We start from the raw sequence: 21,110 nt of genomic DNA, 5'->3' as shown, positions 1-21,110 counted from the left end.
ATGGAAGTCTTTATTAATTTATTGGTCAATGGGGTTTCAACAGGGCTGCTGATATTCCTTCTGGCTGCTGGACTTACTTTAATCTTCGGACTGATGAGTGTACTGAATTTTGCCCATGGCGGATTATTCGTCTGGGGCGCTTTTTCAGGAGCCTGGATTTTTAAAGAAACAAACAGTTTTCTATTAGCGATTGCGGGTGCTATTGCAATCGGAATGGCATTGGGCTGGGTCTTGGAGAGGTTCCTGATCCGTCCTGTCTACGGGAATCATGTCCGGCAGCTACTGATTACATTAGGCGGCATGCTTGTATTGTCTGAAAGCATCAAAATCTTCTGGGGACCAAACCCCATTCGGGTAAACCTGCCAGCGTGGCTGGAAGGGAGCTATCAGTTTGATGGAATCATCATCATTAAATACCGTGTGTTTGTGATTGTGGTTGGACTGCTACTGTATCTGGCATTATGGCTTTTGCTAAGCCGTACCCAAATTGGCCTAATGATTAGGGCCGGTGTTCTGGATAAAGAAATGGTTCAGGCGCTTGGCATCAATGTAAAAGGTCTCTTTACCTTCGTATTCCTGCTCGGAGCGGCGTTGGCTGCTTTAGGCGGGGCCCTTCTGGCGCCATATTCAGGAGTGGTTTTTGCGGAAATGGGCATGCAGTACGCCATATTGGCATTCATTGTCGTTATCATTGGCGGGATGGGCAGCCTGCAGGGATCGGCACTGGCTTCCCTGATTGTAGGAGTTGCTGGAGCGTTTATGGCTTATTATATGCCTGATTTGTCACTGGCATTGAATATGCTCCTTTTGGCCATCGTTTTACTGGTGAAACCAACAGGGCTTATGGGAGAAAAGGGGAGTGCCGTATGAGAGGGCTATTTCATAAAGTGCCGCTGTATTGGGGGCTTGCGATTATGCTATTTATGCTGCTTTTCCCCTTTGTCAATGACACCCGGAGCACGCTAATCTTGCTTACGCAAATTTTTATTTTTGCCATTTTTGCGATGAGCTTTGATATTCTGTTAGGTTATACCGGCATTGTATCCTTTGGACATTGTATGTTTTTTGGAATCGGAGCTTATAGTACGGCCCTTATTTTTAATCAACTGGACGCAACTCTGCCAAATTTTATATTGGGTTTAGTTATAGGAATTCTCCTGTCAGCATTGGTTAGCTATATCATCGGATTGTTATCCTTAAGGCTTAAAAGCCACTTTTATGCGATGCTCACACTGGCAGTCTCGCAGCTGTTTCTTGTTTTGGCAGAGAAGTGGAGGGGGCTGACACATGGCGGAGACGGTTTTACATTCAGTGTGCCAGATGTTTTCAAAGACCGTACTTCCTTCTATTATATTACGCTCTTCAGTGTGGCTGCCGTTTTTATCCTGCTGAAGCTCTTTACTGAATCATCCACAGGCAAGGTATTAAAAGCCATCTCCCAGAATGAATATCGCGCAGAGGCATTAGGGTATAAATCGCTTCATTATAAACTGATTGCCAGCGTAACGGCCGGAGTGGCAGCTTCCTTCAGCGGGGCTCTCTATGCTGTATCACTAAGGTTCATTAATACCAATGTCTTTTCCATTGAAGTCACGCTGGATGCGCTGTTAATGACGATGATTGGTGGTCTTGGGACATTAGCTGGTGCCATTGCAGGAGCAGGGACTATTGAGTTTTTGAGACACTATCTGTCAGAGCTTGCTGCGAGTTATCCTATTTTTGAGAGATGGACGATTGTATTAGGATTCTTGTATATTATTGTATTGCTGGGGTTTCCTTCTGGTTTGGCCGGCTTCATTAGAAAATTTACTTTTAAATATGACGGTGGGAAGAATAAGGAAAAAAAGCTGAAGAGGGCTGCTTAGTTTGTTGCCAGTTTGAGAGTTCTATAAAACACATTTCTTATTATAACTTTTAGAAACCTTACTGATTTTTCGGAAAGGTTTCTTTAATAGGTAAGAAAAAATGACTACACCAAAACATATTTGGTTTACCTTTTTGATAAAGACAGAAAGATATTGGGTAAACACTACTTTCAAACTACTACTGAAAAACATTAATGAACATTTATCAAGATATAAGTATGATGGTGAGTTAAGGTATGGAAAAATTGTTACGCAGATTCAATGAATATTTGTTTTGGATAATAATAGAGAATTATTCGTTAAAACTATTAAAAAATTTAAAAGCCTAAAATTGGCTTAATTACTAGTAAAACTAGTGCCTAACATGTTTAATTTCCTCCATAAATTTTTGTTTTTAAGATTAATCTTATGAATATACCAGAGTGTAAACACTTGGTTGAACCAAAAAATTTATTCTTTATTTGCATTACAATGATAAAAAATTACGCACTAGCTGTGTTTTTTTTTGTTTAAAAATGCTTTAACAGTCATAATAACTTCGTTCTCAAGTTGTTCATTTTTTGTTCAATTTTCAAAAGGACAAGCATATCTGATATTGTGAAATGTTTCACTAGTAAATAAGAGTAGAACAAGGAAATTCACTCCAAAAAAAGTGCGTTTCCAATGAGTAAAGAAATTGATATGTTCATTTATAAAACCAAATGAGCAAGAGCATCTGCCTGGGGAGCAGATGCTTTTTCAATTAAAGGGGAGTACATTGTAAATATTGACAGTGCTCTTTTCTAATTACACGATCTGCAAAAATAAAAAAAGCGAATAACTCGGTCACCATACATGTTGTTTTGGGAAATTTTAAAAATGGCTTCAGCAGCTTTGCTGGAGCCATTTTTTCTATCTTCGGTTTAGGCAATAATAGAATGCTGTCTGTGGCTCATTATCTTTCCGTATAGGCTAAACCCAATATGTATTGGGCATAAAAGACTTCTTGCCACTTCCCGATCCACGATATACACTCTTAATATTTTGGGATATGGAAATAGTATTGGTGCTAATACATTACTGTATTTTATCTGGTGAGTGTATGACACCTAAACTCTGTGCGATATTTATCAGCAGATCTAGCTCCTGACTATACTGAATTGTTTTCTCTGAATTTATACCCCATATTTTAGCGCTTGTTATCATTAGCTGCCTTTTTTCTTCTATTAATTTCCGTAATAAATCCACTTATCCCACCACCATAATCATATTTCTTTTCTGTCCTATTAGAATGTTGTTTTCTCCATTTGTGAAGGTAATATTTATATGTATTTTAATTACATTAATACTTTTTTAATATTACCATTTGGAACTTGTGACGACTATAGTCCGTAGACTATTTGTCACAAAAAAGTCAATAATGACCTCAAATAGGAGGGGTTTATATGAATATTGAGGTCATTTTCGGTAAGGTATTAAGGAATCTACGAGAAGAAAAGAAGATATCTCAAGAGCAACTCGCATATTTATCAGAGCTAGATCGAACATATATCAGTTTATTAGAACGAGGAAAACGTCGTCCGACTATCAATACATTATTTGCCTTGTCTCAATCCTTAGGACTAAAACCTTCAGAGTTTTTAGGGAAGGTTGAAAAGGAACTATAATAAAATACATACTAGGAATTGTCGTATATGCGTATGTTATAAGGATAACGAAATTATTTTTGAGTGGACTAAGTAGATTTATTTGGGATTATAGACTGCATTAATAATTAACTGAAGGCAAATAAAGTTTTTATTTGAGTTAATTTAATTGAAAAGGTTATGTGTAAAAGACAAGCAGTATTCCCGTTATGGTTTACTAAAAAGTGAGGAGAAAAAAGAAAAGGGAAATAGAGTGGGATGCTTAGTGTAATTATTATGATCATTTTAGGAACCGCCGATATTTGGTATGGTTCTTTACTTGTTACAAAAAATTCACTGCTTTTTCGCCAAAATTCGCATGAAACGGTGTGATGAATTCTATACAGTAAAAAGTATTCTTAAGATTTAGGGTGTCTGTCTAACTATTTATAGCAACAGACACTTTCTTATAAAAATGAGGTGTAAAGATGAGGACCATAAAGATAAAAGACTTAACCCTTGATGAGCTGGAAGAATTAGAACAAGACCTGCATGAGAATGGAGAAAAAAGTGATTACGGCTATTACATGCAGCTGGTAACTATCTATGAAAACATGTATAAAAAACTAAAAAGCTTAGCAAGAATAAACGGCCCGGAATATGATCACTCACTTCAAAACACGAAAAAGTTGCTGGTCACTCACCTTATAAAATTCGGAACCTACTTAAAAATGAATCATTTCAAGGATGACGGGACTGCTGTAGAGTCACTCATCAAGGCGATCGGGTTAGAACAAAAACTCCCCATCGCCTACTATTGTTTGGGTTTCCTGTCTTATAAGCATGGAAAGTACGGCTCTGCTGTCCGCTATTTTCAGCAGGCACTGGATAAGCGTCTCCAGGAAGATCCGAGTTACGCCCTAAATCAGCAGCAGAAATTCCATGCGCATATGTATTTGGCCAATAGCGCTTTATATGTTGCCAGCCAGACATATGAAACGATGGAAAAGCTCCCTCATACACCGCAGGAACAGCTGCCGAATATAGAACTATCACCATTATTTGAATCTTTGTCATCGAATGAGAAATACTTACATAAGCATGCATTGTACAAAATCACAAAAAAATATACCGAAACATGTTCAAAGGAAGCATGTGAAGACCTCTATGAAAATAGTGAACCCAATGAACTTGTCCTGTACTTTAATGACCGCGAAAATATTCTCTTATTTAATGGGGAGGAAGCCATCATCACTCCAACCCAGGCCAATATGATCAGACACTTCCTGCTGTCCTCCAGCAAGGAGAATCCATGCACGAGAATCGCCATGCGTGATTTCTTTGGAAGGACTGGCAGTGATGGAGAGGTGAAGAAGAACACCTTTATCAAATCTATTGAAAGACTGAGAGGAGCTTTAAGATCAATAGAGATACCTGAGATTATTGATGTTACTCAGTACAGGGGGGAGAAAGCTTATTATTATAATGAGTCTGTTCCTTTTACTGTTTTGTTTAGAGTGGATGATGCATTTGCTAATGAGTATGTGAACTGAAAATGCACGAATGAGGGGCCTAATAACCGGTTTTTATAACCTGCCGATTAGGCTCCTTTGCATGGAATTCCTGTCACAGGACCAGTCTTATCAGGAGAAGTGCAATAAGAACAGCCCCTTATTCATATTAAATAGGGGACTGGAAATGTTGAATGTTACTTAGAAAATTCTTTAGTGCCAGATCTAGGATGGAATGATTCTCAGGGTCGAGCGAGTTTTCTGGAATGATGAGATAAGAGCAGCTGCCGCTGTGTAAATAACGGTAAATAATATGCGCTACATCGATTTCATGTCTTCTAACGTCTTGGGCTGCATTTACTTCATCTTGTTTAAAACAAGCTAAAATGTTCGTTTTTATTTTTTCCTCTATGTTGCCTGCTGCTGCATAGTTTTGGCTGAACAGAATATCCGTCCTTTTAATAATGAAAAGTTTAAGTGTTGAATCTGTTAATCTTTCGATAGCGACGATATTATGATTTTCTTCGGTGAATTCGATCACTTTTTCTTTTTTTAACAGGGAGCTTACTGCCTGTGTATGATCCCGATAGGCCGAGGCTGCTTCAAAATCAAATGTTTCAGAGGCATTCAACATCATTTGATTCATGTCCTCTAAGATACTCATGTCTGTGCCTTTCAGAAAACCGATAAACCTGTCAAGGATGTCATTGTACTGTTGTTCCGCAGGCCCCCCAAGACACCGGCCAAGGCAGGAGCCTAAGGAATAATTCAGGCAAGCAGAGTTCTTTCCATTGGGATTACTGCAATCCAACTTAAAGCATTCCTTTAACCCCCGGAGAGCTCTTTCTACATTGCTTCGGCTTGTGAAAGGGCCAAAATAAACCTTGCCGTCATTTTCAATGGGATTGTAGGCAATATCAATCTTACGTTGCTTGCCGGTAAGGCTGATTGAGATATAAATGAATGACTGCGGACTCTTCATCATTCGATTATAGAGCGACTTAATGTTTTGGATTAATTGGCATTCAAGCATAAAAGCCTCGAATTCAGTATCAGTCAGGATATAGTCAAAATCCCTTAAGTGTTTGACCAGCTTTTTTATCTTTGGAGAATGATGTTTAGAGTTCCGGAAATAAGACTGAACCCGATTCTTTAGATTTTTCGCCTTCCCTACATACAGAATTTGACCCTGCGAATCCTTCATCAGATATACGCCTGGGGTTAAGGGCAGGTTTTTCACCTTGTCTGGCATATTAATAGACATTCATTCCTTTACTAGAAAATATATTTAGTATTTTATCATGGGACGGGATTTGGCAGATATTTCTTTGATTTGGGTATCGCCATGAATATGTATTACTTGTGGCTATTTATAAGGCTGTTTTCGTAAAGTTTGTTGTGATAGATGATCTCTTGCTGTTAAAATATGGTGTGATATTTCAGCGAATTAAAAAATATATAAAGAGTGGAACAGGAGAAGTGTGGAAATATGAGATTAAGAGACTTAACTCTTGAAGAGCTGAGGACCTTGAACAAGAATTACATGAAAAGGGGAACAAAGCAATTTCGGTTATTATGCCAAACTGATAAATGTCTATGAAGAGATGTATAAAAGAATAATTCCACTTATAAGAAAAGATAGAGCTATGTATTATCATTCTCTTCAGTACACAAAAAAATTGCTTGTTTCCCACCTGGTTAAATACGGTACATATTTAAAAATGAATCAAATTAAGGATGATAAAATTGCTGTTTCATCATTAAAGAAGGCATTAAGTTATGAGAAAAATTTTCCGATTGCCTATTACAGACTAGGGTTTTAACTAATAAACACAGGGACGGTTCTGGCGATTCACCATGAAACGCCAGAACCGTCCCTGTGTTTCCTCCGTGGCCAATAGGTCTGGCATGCGTACGTCTGGAACTGATATGTTCCACTTAACTCCAAGAACTTTGGATGATAGGTAGCCACATCGCCCTTCGGATGACTTAATACAAGTTGTTTTGCGTTATCTACCACTTATTTGTTTAGGAACACCACCAAATGCTCTAATACCTTCCTCTAATGCTTCAAGCACTGATTCTAGTGTTTGTGTCTTACTAAAAGTCATATACTTCTTCCGACTAAATCCCAATTTGGAGTAAGAAGCAATAATTTGTGAGGTTTTAAAAAAAACTTTTTTATATTAATCCACCCTATATGCGAGTATCTGTTGCGGAAACAACAGATACTCATTTTTTTGAAAAAAGTCAGAAAAATTTATGAATCTTGTTTATTATTCGATTTCTGAACACACCTATATATCAGAGTTATGAAACGTGTTGAGTTAAACAACCGGTGTTGCTTACTTACATTCCTTATGGTAAAAACGATATTTAAAGTGTAAAATTTTGACGAAAAATAATAATTATATCATCCCAACAATGGTACTTAATGGTAAAATCTAATTAAAAATGAAATTGAATTAAAGTGATTAAAATCCTTGAAGAAGAAGATGAAAACACAGAAAAATATATAGTGTAGGTGATTGTATTGAGAAAGCCATTTGATTTAAATTCTTTAGTTAGTAGTTACAAAGATTTACCAGAGGAAGTTTTTAAAGAAATCCTGAATTTTTTCGATTTTGATATGAGGAAAGATGAGATTGAGCAAATTTCTGCATTTATTAATAATCTAGATGTGGAAGATAGACACCTTGGATATTTTTATGTAGGTTATAAGATACCTCAAATAGATAAGGAATTTGATTTACTTAGATTTGGGGAAGATTATATTTTGAATGTAGAAATAAAATCTATTTTAAAAGAAGAAGATGCTCGGGAGCAACTACTCAAAAATAAATATTATTTATCATCCTTAGGTAAAAAGTTAAAATTATTTACCTATATTGCAGAAGATAATAGTTTTTATCAATTAAAAGATGATGAAACTTTTCATCCAATTGACTTTGCTGTATTCGAAAAACTTTTAGTTAGTCAAAAATTAGAACACCATTCAAATTTAGATGATTTATTTGACCCATCAGATTATTTGGTTTCCCCTTTTAATCATAGTGAGAGATTCATTAATGGATCATATTTTTTGACGAAACAACAGCAAGATTATAGAAATCAAATTCTAGAAAACCCATCACAGTTTACAATTTTAGAAGGTTTGCCAGGAACCGGAAAAACTTTATTGCTTTATGATTTGGCAAAAAGTTTTAATGAAACACATGATATAGTTATAATTCATACGGGAAATTTAAATACTGGGCATTTAATATTGAACCAACAATACAAATGGAATATCATTTCTGTCAAAGATGTTAAAGAGATTAAACAACTTAAACAACTTAATCCTCAAATTATTTTTGTTGATGAAACTCAAAGAATGTATCCTTGGCAACTTGAGCTTATTATTGAATATATACATGAAAATGATTTATTGGGATTCTTTTCTATCGACCCAAGGCAAATACTTTCAATTCATGAACGTGACTATAATAACTTGGATAAACTCAAGTCTTTGAAGAACCAAAAGTTATATCCACTTAGTAAAAAGATAAGAACAAATAAAGAACTCGGAGCTTTTATCAAAGGTTTGTTTAACTTAAAGTATATGAAGTACTGTAAAAACACCGAAAATATATCCATTCATTATTTTGGTGATATTAACCAAGCGAGGGGATTTGCGGAAGGGCTGGAATGCGAGGGTTGGCAAATTATTGACTATACAGGTCAAAACTTCAATGGTGCAGTAATCCAGCGGATGCAGTTGCATAGAGGTTTGAATGCACATGGTGTTTTAGGACAAGAATTTGATAAAGTACTTGTTTTAGTTGGTTCTACTTTTTATTATAATGATCAGAATAGTATTGCTGTAAGAACTGCAAATTTTTATGATCCAGAGCGGATGCTCTATCAATCTGTTACCCGTGCCAGAAAACAAATCATGTTGCTTATTGTAAATAATCCAGAATTCATGAACAAGCTCATTCATGCATTAAACAACAAACAAATGCAGTTGTCTTAGAATAATTATAAAAATATATTAGACCACAATTAGTGGTCTCAGCTTGTAGACAAAAAGGGTTCGGAATTGTCTCATTCCGAACCCTTTTTTGATTTTTTGTGTGACATTATGCAATAACAGAGAATTGCAGACCTCTCCGAGGTTATCGTTTAGGCCATTTCTGGACCTTGCCAAGTCCAGTTGGCCATTTTCTTCAAATTCATGGCAGCGAAAGTAAGCATCGCCTGCATCGACATTTTTTTAAGTCCCCTTAGGGTTATTTAACGCATCCCATGCTTTTCTTTTGCATCTGCGAATACTCTTTCAATTGTTTCTTTACGTTTTTCATAGATCGGTTTGACGTCTTGATGGTGGCGAAGATGTTCTGCTTCTTCCACATGTTCTTCCCACACATGACGTTGAATTAGTTTTTGATGCGCTTGACTCTGTGTACATTGAAACAAGAAAGGACATCCAGCACAAATTCGAGGATCTTATTTATATTGACGATACCCTTCCTTTGTAGTTGTTGTATATTTTAGTATCTCACCAGCTGGGCAAATGTAACAGTCAAAATGCTCATCATTAACATACTCATGTTTTCTGAAGAAGCCCTCTTTTGTACGAGGTCGTGTGTAAGGTAAAGCAGGTGTGATGTCGTTTTTCAATAAGTAACTCGTGATAGCAGGTGTTTTATAGGCTGCATCTGCCGCAACAGCTTTTGGTTTACTAACTTTTTCGATTACTTGTTCTACCAATGGCTCTAAAATATGACTATCATGCGTGTTACCAGGGGTTACAATTGCACCTAACACGAAGCCGTTGCGGTCTGCGGCCGCATGGAAAGAATAAGCGAATTATTTTGTACGCTCATCTTTTACATAGTAGCCACTCTCCGGATCTGTTGTCTTTCCTTAATTTCTTTGTATTCTTCCTTATCAAACTTATCTGGTGGAAACGGCTTTTTTCCATGATCCTCGCGGTCTTGGTTAATCTCGTCTTGAAGGCGTTCTTGATAGGCACGGGTTTCTTTTCGAACAACTTTCTTTTAAAATTGCGTTTATTTGCACTCGCTTTTACATGCGTAGATTCTACAAAAACATGTTCAGCACTGATTAAATTCTTTTCAGCTGCGGTTTTTAAGATTCGGTAAAATATTTGTTCAAAGAGATCGGTGTCTTTAAATCGGCGCTCGTAATTTTTACCGAAAGTTGAGAAGTGAGGAACTTTATCGTGAAAGGCATATCCTAAAAACCACCGATAAACCATATTCGTTTTCAATTCTTCAATTGATTGACGCATGGAGCGAATACCGAAGGTATATTGAATAAATGTGAGTTTAATTAATATTACAGGGTCAATACTTGGGCCCTTTTTCTGAATACTTATCTTTTACCAAGGCATAGATGAATGAGAAATTAATCGCTGCTTCAATTTTGCGGATCAAATGGTCCGCTGGTACAAGTTCGTCTAAAGCAACCATTTCAATTTGATCCCGTTGAATAGGATTATGTTTTGAAAGCATTTAAATCACCTCAAGCATTGTATTACTATCTATTTTAAAACAAAATAGACTTCAGACAAGCACGATTTTCACCGAGTTTGTCGACAGTCTGAAGCCCTTTTCCCTAAAAGGGCTTTTGCAGTTAATGCAAAATTAAGTGATTAAATGATTTTAGCCATCTCTGGTTTCTGCTAATGACTTCCTCCAATTTCCCTTTATCCTCAATTTCAGCTGGCGGCAAATAGCTGCAATCTGCATGCAGAATCCCTTTAAGGGTTCCATCCATTACGACTTCTTCACCCATTTTCATTTCGTTCATACAAACATGGCAGTGTGGTTTAACTATCCTATTTTCCAAAAGTATCCCCCCAATCTATAAAATTAAACAAAGATCATAAAATCCCTTGTGTCTAAATAATGAATCTTTCTGGTCTGAATTTTTACACATTTATTTCTAGTATATTACTGATAAAAAGAGATGTCCTATTTATAATGACAATTGGAAATAAAGGGAAGGGCAATGATGTGGAGAAGTTTATAAGTATAGTGCTACTTTATCTTATAGTGTTTACAGGCTTTTCTGCAATTTATCATGAAAGGAATGCTGCTTTTCTGTATTCAAGTTCTGTTAGGCCATGACGATATCCGCTATATCCTTTTGTATGCCCGTCTGCATAAACAGGTGAGTGGATGTTAGGGAAGAGGAAGGTATAGTAAAGCCGTACATTCGTATGATTTTATCTAGGAAGGCGATATGGATGCCATTTCTGCCCAGTGTGACTTCTTCGGCATCAACTATTACAGCCAGCCGGGACATTGTCTAGATTAGTGCAGCTAAAGACTTCCTGCACAAGGGTGCGTCCTCTGATTATGAGAAAACAGAAATGGGCTGGGATATTTCATTTTAAGATATCCAAAGCGTTATTAATGGTTATCAAGGTAATATAAAAAGATCTTCCTGCTGAATAAAACATAAGTGAATTATCCCGCTTAGTTTACTAAGAGGGATATTTTGATTTAACCCATCTTATTTTTTGATAAGGTTAGCTGTTATTCTTTTAATAAGGTGGCTCAATTAAAGTAGAATAATTTTAATAAAATCATTAAGTGTTAGATCAATTTTGACTATTATAAGCCAGAATCAGCTTAAGCAAAAAGCTTTTAGATTTAAAACTTATTGTACTTTCATTTTTAAGATTGGTGAGAATTAATTATTTTGGAAAAAATAGGTGCAAGTTGGTTTCTGCACTTTAACTATTTTTACTATTTTGATATGGTAAAATGAGACTAATATAGACTAATAAAAATTAATTTCTTCTTGATACATAGAAAGAGAGGTTTATGAAATTGGTAATAAATACTATTAACGGCATGATTGATTTTTCCTCCCCAAAATATGATGAGCATCGTAAGGTTATTGAAAAACTGCGTAATAAAGGTCGCGATTGGGATGATATAAAATACTACGGTAAACACGATGAAGACGGCCTTCAAAATAAACTGGAACAATTGCAAGAAGATGATATGATACCAGAGGATTTGAATGCTCAAATCTGGTTGGAAATTGTAAGGTTTCTACGTGAAGCCGAAGAGCGCGAACAAATGATTGAAGAAAAAATAGCAAATAACCGCATTCTAAGTCGCCGTCAGGATAATAATTTGACGATACCAGGAGGACCTTCCAGTAGTTGGCAACTATATAAAAATAAGCTAATTGGGCAAGGCTGGACTAATGAATCGTTAAAGGATATGGAAAATACAACAATAAGTATTTTAAGAAAGCTTCGCGTAGAGTCTGATAATCCTGTTAAGGGATTAACTATTGGGCACGTCCAGTCAGGTAAAACAGCAAGTATGGCCGCATTAATGGCAATGGCCGCGGATTGGGAGTTTAATTTCTTTATAGTGTTATCCGGAACAATTGAAAACTTGCGGAAGCAAACTGAAGATCGTCTAATGAATGATTTAAAAATGTCTGGGAATCTTTCCTGGGAACGTTTAAGTAAGCTTTCATTAAAGGCAGGTTCTTCACATAAAGTAAGCAATATATTATTAAATAAGGGATCTCGTGAACGTTATCTAAATGTATGTTTAAAGAATAAGACTCGTTTGAATGATTTAATCCTATGGTTAAAAGATGACGGCAAAAAGCTTTCACAAATGCGTATTTTAATAATAGATGATGAATCCGATCAGGGTGGAATCAATACTAATGATGTAAATGACTCATTGGCGGAACGTACAGCTTTGAATAAAGCAATTGTAGAACTTGTAAATATCGAGGCGAATGATGGTTCAAAACCTTTAAGTATGAATTATGTCAGCTACACAGCTACTCCTTACGCTAATTTCCTAAATGAAGCATCAGAAGAATCCCTGTATCCGCGTGATTTTGTAGCGGTATTAAATCCTGCCAAAGAATATTTTGGTGCAAAACAAATCTTTGGGTTAGAAAACAACGAATATTTTCGCGGGCTGCCAATTGTACGAGAAATTACGATAGATGACCGTGATCTTGTCGACAGTATTCATAAAGGTGAAGAATCTTATTTACCGGAATCATTTGAAGATGCTCTTCATTGGTTTCTATTAGCTACTTCCATTATGCGTTATCGGAAATATAAAAAGCCGATAAGTATGCTTGTTCATACCAGCCAAAAACAAATACATCACCAAATTATTGCTGAATTAATAAATGATTATTTCCGTATTACATCAAAAGCGGAAATAATTAAAAAATGTCGTATACTTTACGTGCAAGAGAAGAAAAGGTTTACAAAAGAAGATTTTGAAATGGAATTTGAAATATATCCTAATAAAAATGACGTAAAGGATTATCCGCCATTTGAAAAAATTGAAGAAGAATTAAAACGTTTAATTCGTCAATATCCTTCTCACATCAATGTTTTGGAAGACACAAAACGATTGGAATATCATGATGGGCTCCATTTATGCATTGACAATTGTGCAAATAACGGGATTACTGAAGATTTAGAGCATGTCCGTTTAGCTTATCCTGATCCTAACGCACCGAATTACCCTGCACCGGCACCAGCATTCATTGTTATAGGCGGAAGTACTTTATCACGCGGCCTAACAATAGAAGGGTTAGTGAGTACGTATTTTCTTCGTACAACTTCCCAGGCAGATACATTGCTGCAGATGGGGCGCTTCTTTGGTTATCGTAAAGGCTATGAAATGTTACCACGTATTTGGCTGACAACTGATACAGAGTCAAAATTTAGATTTATGGCGACCCTGGAAGAAGAGTTACGTGAGGATATAGAAACATATATATTGGAAGGTATGGGAGCCAGTGAATATGGACCAAAAATTAAAAACTCACCAAAACTGACATGGTTACGTATTACAGCGAAAAATCGTATGCAAAGTGCTGAGGAAGTAGATTTAGACTTCTCTGGAACTTCAAGTCAAACTATTTTATTTGACAATGATGCTAACATACAAAGACATAATATCGAAGTTACTGAGAACTTCTTAAATCGTTTGGGTACACCAAATGAAACGCGTAATAGTCGTGGTCTTTATTGGGATAACGTTCCTTTCCAAGAAATTATGGATGACTTTTTCCGTAAATTTACGTTTCATAAACAGAGCGAATTTTCCAATATGGAAACCTTTTTTGAATGGTATCAAAGGAAAGAAGCTGAAGCCGGTTTTACGAACTGGAATGTAGTGTTAGCCGGTAGCGGTAAGTTAGATGATAATAACAACGTTAAAAAATGGGAAGTCGGCGGTCGTGGTGTGGGACTGATTAAACGTACCCGTCGTGGATCTGCATCCGGAGAAATAATTAATATAGGTGTGTTACGTGCGCCAACGGATTTATATGCAGATATGACGAAAGAGACGTATGAATTAATCCCACGGGAATTTAAGTTAACTAAAGACGGGAAAGCAGAGCGGGCACAGATAAACGATCAGTTAGAAGAAATAGATCAAAAACCACCAAAGAAGAGTGTTGTTAGTGAATTGCGAAAGGCTGCCGGTATTGGGCTGACTCCACAATTACTTTTATACCGGATTGATAAAGACTCTAAATTTGATAAAGAAAATAAGGAAAACACAAAAGAAGCCAATAAACGTTATGACTTAAATGCATCAGAAGATTTGATTGGTGTCAGCTTATTTGTACCCGGGTATCGTTCCGGGAAAAATTTAGCCACAAAATTATCCATTCGTATTGAAAATCCGATGGGTGAGTCTGAAACGGAGGAAGGAAAAGAGTAATGCAAATCGAAGTTGCAGAGTTTGGGAAAATGTCCCAATCCGGCAATTCGTTATTAAAACTTATTCAAAATAACGATTTACCGATATTAGATTTACTTGTACGCGAAGCTGTACAAAATAGTCTGGATGCAGGCATGAAAGTAGAAGGGCACGATTCTGTACATGTGGACATTGGCATCAAGGATGTAGATGTCCCGGGCTTTGCCAAACATTTAGATGGAATTACTGAACGCTTAATCGAAAAATTTGGTGACTCGCCACAAAAGGCGATTTATATTGAAGATGCTAACACAACCGGTTTAACGGGGTCTTTGGACTTTAAGTATTCACCAAACAGTAATATATTTAAACTTATTTATGGGATCAGTATGGCACAAGAAACCCCGGGGGCCGGTGGCTCCTGGGGATTGGGGAAGACTGTCTATTTCCGTGTAGGAATTGGCTTGGTAGTTTACTATTCACATATTTTAAATGAAGATGGTCAGTATCAGCATCGATTGGCTGTGACTTTAGTAGAAAACGAGAAACTGCCAAATACCATAATTCCAAAATCTAACGAAAAGGTGCCGAGTGGAATTGCCTGGTGGGGTCAACGTGTATCTCCGGATAGTGATGATACAATTCCAATAACCGATGAAGCAATGATCCGTGACATTTTAGATTCCCTCTCTATTCAGCCGTTTGAGGGAGAGCGGCTCGGGACTAAGATTATTATTCCCTTTATCGATGAACAACAGTTACTTATTAAGCATGATATCAATCCGGATGATAATAAACCTTGGGAATCCAATGTAGCAGATTATATTGGTGTGGCTATACAACGCTGGTATGCACCTCGCCTAGCAAATAAAAAATATACTTATGGTAAATATTTAGATGGACACATCAATGGGCAGAGATTGGAAAAGGACGATTTTTTACCATTGTTCCTTGAACTTCAAATGATGTATAACGCAGCTGCGATTGGTTCAAAAACAAGTCGTTATATTGTTAATGATATTCAAATTCGTAATTATTTTGAACACAATAAGGTGAATAATGCGGGGCGGGTAGCCTATAGAAAGTTTACAAAGAAGGAACTTGATATGCTTGCTCCTCTAAATGGGCCCAGTCCGTATACTTGTGTAAATGAGAAAAATCCGTTGGGTGAGCAAAATGCACCGATGATGGCTTATGTAAGAAGACCGGGAATGATCATTAATTATGAAACGGATGGAGAATGGTGCAAGGGACTTCATGCAACCGAAGAAAGTGAATATTTGGTAGCAATTTTTGTACCAAATTCCAATACGAAATTAATGAACCCGGATAATGAAGTAGTCGATTTAGAAGCCTACTTAAGAAAAAGCGAGATGGCCGATCATACCTCCTGGGCAGACATTATCATTAAAGGTAAACCCTTTGATATTGTTGAAAAAATTCGTTCACAGGTACGTCGGAAAATAAAAGCGTCGTATGAAAATAAAGAAGAAGTAAAAGGAAAACAAGGTTTAAACACCCTTGCACGCAATGTCGGAAAGATGCTGTTGCCACCTACCGGATTTGGTCGTCGTGCTTCAAGTCGTAATCGGGGTGGAGGAACGAAGCCTACCGCTAATAAAAGTAGTCGTGGAAATAGTTTTACAATCGTATCACAAAAATATTTAGACACTGGTGATTTAGAAGTACATTTTCAAATGAGGTTGTCAAAAAATGTATCTGCTTTCACGATAGAGTTATTTATTGCTTCTGAAGGCGGGAAAATCTCAGCAACTGATTGGGAATCAGAAGATAGTGTGGGTACACCATTCCCTGCGAAAATTACGCGCATCTCTTTTCCGGATACGGTTGGTCTATTTGGCAGATCCGCCGCACAAAAAAGTAACAGAAAAGTATTGCATGCTGTACGGATTGAGAAAATTTCTGAGCCTGTCGAATGTTTGGGTATATTAGTTTTCAATTGTACGGACCCTCATGTACAAGTCGAAATGTTGATGAAGCCAGAAGGAAGTGTAGTCAATGGCCAATAAAATTAGCATGAATCGAATCTATGACGAGGCTATGGAAGAATTGTTAAATGTTTCGACAGATTTACATTTCTTTTATAAAGATGACGATGCTTCCAGGCAAATCCTCAATGAGACAGAAGACTATGAATTTAAAACTTTACTGAGTAATGATGATGATAGCTGGGATTATGTAGAAAAAGGTCTCGGGATCTCAGGGAACGTAATGTTAGGGAGTCCGTCCAGTTTGTTTGGTCCCACGCAAATTGTCAACGCTGATGCAGAATTGGGAATTGCATTACAATGGGTCTCTAAACAGTCTTCTCAGCGGGGTGTAATTCCTCTTACGACCATTACAAGTACGACTCCAGATAATATTCTTATCCCTATTGATTATTATTTCCAAAAAGATAAATTATTTGGTGAAGTTCATATTTCGCTTGTTATTTATTTGAAGAAGGCCAGCAGAAATAGCATGCGAGGACAGGCAAAACTATCGGGTACGATTTTAGGAAAGTTAGTAGAATGGGTAGTTATATTAGATGGATCCGGATCAACTTTTCCTATTGTAATAGTAAATGAACCGGATAAACCTTTATGGTATGTTGATTTTAATTTTTCTGAGCCGTTAGTCGAACCCTTTGATAAAGAATATATTGCGATTTATTTAAATAAAGCACATGCTGCTTTCCCATCAATTCAAAAACCAAAGACGAAAATTGATCAGGCATTGTATGTTGAGTTTCTTTCAGGTGCCCTTCAGCTAATTCTGCAAAACTTGATGGAGAGTGTGGATTGGCAAGAGATCCAGAATGGCGAAAATTGTGAGGAAGGTTCAATCGGACAAGTGATGCACTATTTTATAACTACACTAAATTGGGAATTCGATACACCGGAAAAACTTGCGATTTCAATTCGCAAAGATTTAGAAACACGAGTAAAGACAGGTGAAATGTAGTGTGGGAAAATGTAGTCTATACAAAGGCGCAGGCAAAATATAAGTTTCAACAAATTGAGGCCGAACCGGAAAACTGTGCTCCCCGCCAGGTCAAACCGCCGTTTGATCAACTGCGTGAATACATTATTAACGAAAAGAAATCATTTTTAATGAATGACAAGATGAAAATTAATTCGTATGCTTTTGATTTGCATATGGGCTTAGTTTTATACAGTCATCTTAATGATAGCTATAGTTTTAACGAAAGACTGGCAGCCCAGGATGAAATATGGCGGTATTTATCGTTGGAAGTATTTCCGGACCTGGTATACGAACGTTTTGGTATCAATGATCAACGCTTTTACAAAGGAACTCGTCGTATATGGCTAAAAAGTATTTGGTGGTATATTCATCTATCCTGGCAGGGAACAGAGGAAGAAACACTCAATACATTAAGAGATAATTCTTCAGATCACATCCTTCAGCTCCTCGACCGTTCTGGTAGTGGTGGATATCGAGCCGAATTAACACGGGAATTGATGAGACAGTATAAATTATATTCCAGTAATAAAGTACCGGAATTATTCAGACGTGTACTGAAATTAAACACAGCACGCTTAAATATGATTGAACCCAGTTTAGTTGAGGGTGGAATAAAGACATATGTAGATGATTTGTATAAGTATTTTATGAATGACGCATAGAAAAAATGGGGGAAAGTGTAGAGAATATGGAATCATTACAAAAAATTAGAAATGGCTTCGCTTATTTTCGGACCTCTGCAAAATCTTCCATTACATTAAAAGAGCAATATTATTGGATTGTAAAAATTGATGGCATGCAGGGAGTTGCCATTGAAATCCCATTAGATAAACAGGTGAATGAGCAGTTCTCAAATATTTCTTATTATACGAGAGAATATGTAGTGGGTGGAGAAGAGCGGCACTTATTAATGCTTGTATCTGATCATCCGAACTTATACGAAGATTTTGCTATTATTTGTGCTGGCTTTCTGGAAAAGGTTCTCAATGCAGAATCATATCAGATAATCCAGGAGAACCCTATTTCATGGTGGTACTCAATGAAAGAACTGATGGGTAATGCCAATTTTGAAAAGGAAGCATACAGCGTATTGGCTGAAATGCTAAGTTACTATTATTTGTTGAAACAACAAAAAGATGTCTCCTGGGTAGGACCATTCGGGGGCTCTATTGATTTTAATTGTAATGATGGTTTATATGAGGTGAAATCTACGGTAGCTCGTTATGGATCACAAATTACTATTAATAGTCAGTATCAGCTAAATGCAGATTATTTGTTATTTTATCGTTTTGAACCTGCTGCAAATGGTATTTCGATTCAATATATGGTTACCAAATTAGGTGAGATTGGCGTTGAAGAATCGGAAATCGATCGTGCACTTGGAAAACTTAAATACCCAATTGGCAGTGAAGTTCGTATGAAATCATATCGAATGCTAGAAGTAAAGAAATATGAAATCGATGAAAGCTTTCCAAAAATCACACCAGAAAGTTTCATAAATGGACAATTGCCTAATCATATTAGTGGAATTGTATATAAATTAGATCTAGAGGGTTTGAATGCAGAAGTTATTGACTTAGATGAATTCAAATAGAAGTGGTTGAGGTTTTCAATTGAAATCTCATTATTTATATCCTGTATAAAAAAGGCTGCATAGTTAATAGCTTGTAGCCTTAGTTTTACATAATGTTATAGTCTCAAGTTGCTTGGGAAAACTTAATTGTACTTTATTCTTTCTTTTCTTTAACGCATTTCCGAGGTTCCATGGTAAAAAAGTAATAAATTTGGTTAAACTATAATTTCAAGCGATCTTTGCATGTAGACTTAACACCAAGCAATCTAAGTGATATTTATTTTAAAAGAATAAAATAAATGATTCCAAATAAGGGAGTACATGATGAATAAAATAAAGGTCCCAGCGCAGTTATCTACAATTATTGAGGTTAATAGTTGGTTAAATGTTTGTTCAGATGTCTACTACAGTAATAAGAAATATTATATTTTAGATCTACATAATTTAAAGTGGATATCTCCACTGGGATGTACAGTTTTATTATCCTCTATCGAAAAATTGACTTCTAATAAACAGTTAGCAATAATACCGCCTTTTAATGCAGATTTAATTGGCTACTTAACGAGAATGAAATTTTTTGATTTGTGTCCCTCAGTCATTAAGAGACAATTTGAAGAATCAAGCGAAATAGACTTAAATTATTATAAAAACAGAAGAACAAATGACCGAAGTGATGAACTACTAGAGATAAGTAAGACTCAGAGTGAAATTGATGTAGCAAAACTTTCAAAACGTATATATAAGATTATGCAAATCAAAAACATTCCGCCTTCTCAATGTTCTGATGTAATGAGTTATATTTCTGAATTAGGTTCTAATGCAACTGATCACGGTAGTTCATCTTGTTATTCGGCTGTACAATATTATCCATCTACAGGAGAAATTTCAATTTCAATATCTGATTCAGGGTTAGGAATTTATAACACTTTAAAATCTAACTTTCCTTATAGTAGTAAAGACGAGGTAATAGAAGCTGCCATTTTCACTACTGCGACTCGATATAAGGAACAGCAAAGGGGAAAAGGGCTACCCGATGTCAAACGAAGGGTTTTGAATACAATTAGAGGTAAAATCTCTTTTAGGACACATGATTCTATCTACAATATACAGAAGGATCAGTTAAAAAAAACAGAAGAAGGAAAGTGGTTTTTTGGAACTTACTTTCATATCCAGATTTAATAGTATTGACTTATCTAAAAATTAGTAGTATATTCTCCTTAGCGAAAACGAAAATGTTTTAGAAAACGGGTGAGGTTTATGATGCAGTTGGAGTTATCTCCGGAGCCATTAAATGAAAAAGTTGATTTACTTATTCGGAACCAAATTAGAGAATATACAAACTTTATCATGAAACAGATTATGGAAGCGAAAAACGGGACAGTTTTTTCATTAAATTTAAACCAGGTAGAAGCAATTAATGCTTCTGGAACAGATGAAATAATTGTAAAGCCTATTAGATGGATGCAAGAAAATATTAAAGAACATGACAAATATTTATATCTAAAAAATTTAAGTGGAGTCACTGAATTTGACCATGCATACAATATAGGCACTGTATTGCAATATGATAAGATTTGTGTAATGGTGGATGACCCGACTATTCCTTATTTAGGTTATCTAGGTGGTTCAAGAGATCAAATGAAGACGGTTCTTGACCAGGTATATTTACATAAAATTGTAACTGCAAAAGATGTTGCAATATATACCAATAAACACGTAAATACAACGAGTACCCAATTATCACAGCTTTATAAGAAACGATTAATAAAAAGAGAAGAAGAAATATTGCCGGAGGGAGGCAGATCTTATATCTATAAAAGCTTATTTTAATTAAATGGATAAAC

At 36.2% G+C, this 21,110-nt stretch carries 15 protein-coding genes and 1 pseudogene; 12 read left to right on the top strand and 4 right to left on the bottom strand.

Going from position 1 to position 21,110, the window contains the following annotated elements; genetic code table 11:
- A complete protein-coding gene (locus tag DFO73_RS02935; protein ID WP_110063271.1) occupies positions 1–870 on the top strand; it encodes a branched-chain amino acid ABC transporter permease in 870 nt (289 codons plus the stop codon).
- A 41-nt stretch (positions 871–911) separates the two neighbouring features.
- Positions 912–1,865 (top strand): branched-chain amino acid ABC transporter permease, encoded by a 954-nt coding sequence (locus DFO73_RS02930; protein ID WP_258309228.1) that lies wholly within the window; start codon positions 912–914, stop codon positions 1,863–1,865.
- Positions 1,866–2,921: 1,056 nt separating this feature from the next.
- Here the strand turns inward: DFO73_RS02930 and DFO73_RS02925 are convergent.
- On the bottom strand, positions 2,922–3,092 hold the full coding sequence (locus tag DFO73_RS02925) for an aspartyl-phosphate phosphatase Spo0E family protein (protein WP_258309178.1): 171 nt from the start codon (positions 3,090–3,092) through the stop codon (positions 2,922–2,924).
- A gap of 197 nt (positions 3,093–3,289) precedes the next feature.
- Between DFO73_RS02925 and DFO73_RS02920 the strand changes: the two genes are divergently transcribed.
- Together DFO73_RS02920 and DFO73_RS02915 are read left to right on the top strand one after the other, a co-directional pair.
- Positions 3,290–3,511: a helix-turn-helix domain-containing protein gene (locus tag DFO73_RS02920; RefSeq protein ID WP_110063269.1), complete on the top strand. Its 222-nt coding sequence runs from the start codon at positions 3,290–3,292 to the stop codon at positions 3,509–3,511.
- A 446-nt stretch (positions 3,512–3,957) separates the two neighbouring features.
- The gene (locus DFO73_RS02915; protein WP_258309177.1) at positions 3,958–5,022 is read left to right on the top strand and encodes a hypothetical protein; all 1,065 of its coding nucleotides are present in this window, start codon (positions 3,958–3,960) and stop codon (positions 5,020–5,022) included.
- A gap of 127 nt (positions 5,023–5,149) precedes the next feature.
- Here the strand turns inward: DFO73_RS02915 and DFO73_RS02910 are convergent, their stop codons facing one another.
- On the bottom strand, positions 5,150–6,184 hold the full coding sequence (locus tag DFO73_RS02910; protein WP_181395899.1) for a GIY-YIG nuclease family protein: 1,035 nt from the start codon (positions 6,182–6,184) through the stop codon (positions 5,150–5,152).
- Positions 6,185–7,504: 1,320 nt separating this feature from the next.
- Between DFO73_RS02910 and DFO73_RS02905 the strand changes: the two genes are divergently transcribed.
- Positions 7,505–8,995 (top strand): ATP-binding protein, encoded by a 1,491-nt coding sequence (locus tag DFO73_RS02905; protein ID WP_258309176.1) that lies wholly within the window; start codon positions 7,505–7,507, stop codon positions 8,993–8,995.
- A gap of 149 nt (positions 8,996–9,144) precedes the next feature.
- Here the strand turns inward: DFO73_RS02905 and DFO73_RS02900 are convergent.
- Both DFO73_RS02900 and DFO73_RS02895 read right to left on the bottom strand, forming a co-directional pair.
- A pseudogene (locus DFO73_RS02900) lies at positions 9,145–10,499 on the bottom strand (IS1182 family transposase).
- A gap of 121 nt (positions 10,500–10,620) precedes the next feature.
- On the bottom strand, positions 10,621–10,836 hold the full coding sequence (locus DFO73_RS02895; protein WP_110063267.1) for a hypothetical protein: 216 nt from the start codon (positions 10,834–10,836) through the stop codon (positions 10,621–10,623).
- Positions 10,837–11,819: 983 nt separating this feature from the next.
- Here DFO73_RS02895 and DFO73_RS02885 point away from each other — a divergent pair.
- From DFO73_RS02885 to DFO73_RS02855, 7 genes are all read left to right on the top strand, one after another.
- Complete coding sequence (locus DFO73_RS02885) at positions 11,820–14,729, top strand: Z1 domain-containing protein (RefSeq protein WP_110063265.1); 2,910 nt, start codon at positions 11,820–11,822, stop codon at positions 14,727–14,729.
- Positions 14,729–16,738, top strand: coding sequence for a hypothetical protein (locus tag DFO73_RS02880; RefSeq protein ID WP_110063264.1), 2,010 nt, complete (start codon positions 14,729–14,731; stop codon positions 16,736–16,738). Before DFO73_RS02885 ends, DFO73_RS02880 begins: the two co-directional genes overlap by 1 nt.
- Complete coding sequence (locus DFO73_RS02875; RefSeq protein ID WP_110063263.1) at positions 16,728–17,672, top strand: hypothetical protein; 945 nt, start codon at positions 16,728–16,730, stop codon at positions 17,670–17,672. Before DFO73_RS02880 ends, DFO73_RS02875 begins: the two co-directional genes overlap by 11 nt.
- Positions 17,672–18,355, top strand: coding sequence for a hypothetical protein (locus DFO73_RS02870; protein WP_110063262.1), 684 nt, complete (start codon positions 17,672–17,674; stop codon positions 18,353–18,355). Before DFO73_RS02875 ends, DFO73_RS02870 begins: the two co-directional genes overlap by 1 nt.
- Positions 18,356–18,381: 26 nt before the next feature.
- Positions 18,382–19,287, top strand: a complete 906-nt coding sequence (locus tag DFO73_RS02865) for a PD-(D/E)XK motif protein (protein WP_181395898.1) — start codon at positions 18,382–18,384, stop codon at positions 19,285–19,287.
- Positions 19,288–19,590: 303 nt separating this feature from the next.
- The gene (locus tag DFO73_RS02860; RefSeq protein WP_110063260.1) at positions 19,591–20,445 is read left to right on the top strand and encodes an ATP-binding protein; all 855 of its coding nucleotides are present in this window, start codon (positions 19,591–19,593) and stop codon (positions 20,443–20,445) included.
- Between the two features lie 78 nt (positions 20,446–20,523).
- A complete protein-coding gene (locus DFO73_RS02855) occupies positions 20,524–21,096 on the top strand; it encodes a hypothetical protein (RefSeq protein WP_142669502.1) in 573 nt (190 codons plus the stop codon).
- The last annotated feature ends 14 nt before the right edge of the window (positions 21,097–21,110 follow it).

Source organism: Cytobacillus oceanisediminis, assembly GCF_003182355.1.
GTDB classification, from domain to species: domain Bacteria; phylum Bacillota; class Bacilli; order Bacillales; family Cytobacillaceae; genus Cytobacillus; species Cytobacillus oceanisediminis_A.
Note: the sequence above shows the minus strand (reverse complement) of the source record. Positions and strands in the feature narration are given on the sequence as shown.

Excerpts from the sequence above, each read along its gene's own strand:
- DFO73_RS02935 (WP_110063271.1), top strand. The coding sequence starts at position 1 with ATGGAAGTCTTTATTAATTTATTGGTCAATGGGGTTTCAACAGGGCTG.
- DFO73_RS02920 (WP_110063269.1), top strand. The coding sequence starts at position 3,290 with ATGAATATTGAGGTCATTTTCGGTAAGGTATTAAGGAATCTACGAGAA.
- DFO73_RS02915 (WP_258309177.1), top strand. The coding sequence starts at position 3,958 with ATGAGGACCATAAAGATAAAAGACTTAACCCTTGATGAGCTGGAAGAA.
- DFO73_RS02910 (WP_181395899.1), bottom strand. The coding sequence starts at position 6,184 with ATGAAGGATTCGCAGGGTCAAATTCTGTATGTAGGGAAGGCGAAAAAT.
- DFO73_RS02885 (WP_110063265.1), top strand. The coding sequence starts at position 11,820 with ATGAAATTGGTAATAAATACTATTAACGGCATGATTGATTTTTCCTCC.
- DFO73_RS02880 (WP_110063264.1), top strand. The coding sequence starts at position 14,729 with ATGCAAATCGAAGTTGCAGAGTTTGGGAAAATGTCCCAATCCGGCAAT.
- DFO73_RS02875 (WP_110063263.1), top strand. The coding sequence starts at position 16,728 with ATGGCCAATAAAATTAGCATGAATCGAATCTATGACGAGGCTATGGAA.
- DFO73_RS02865 (WP_181395898.1), top strand. The coding sequence starts at position 18,382 with ATGGAATCATTACAAAAAATTAGAAATGGCTTCGCTTATTTTCGGACC.
- DFO73_RS02860 (WP_110063260.1), top strand. The coding sequence starts at position 19,591 with ATGAATAAAATAAAGGTCCCAGCGCAGTTATCTACAATTATTGAGGTT.
- DFO73_RS02855 (WP_142669502.1), top strand. The coding sequence starts at position 20,524 with ATGATGCAGTTGGAGTTATCTCCGGAGCCATTAAATGAAAAAGTTGAT.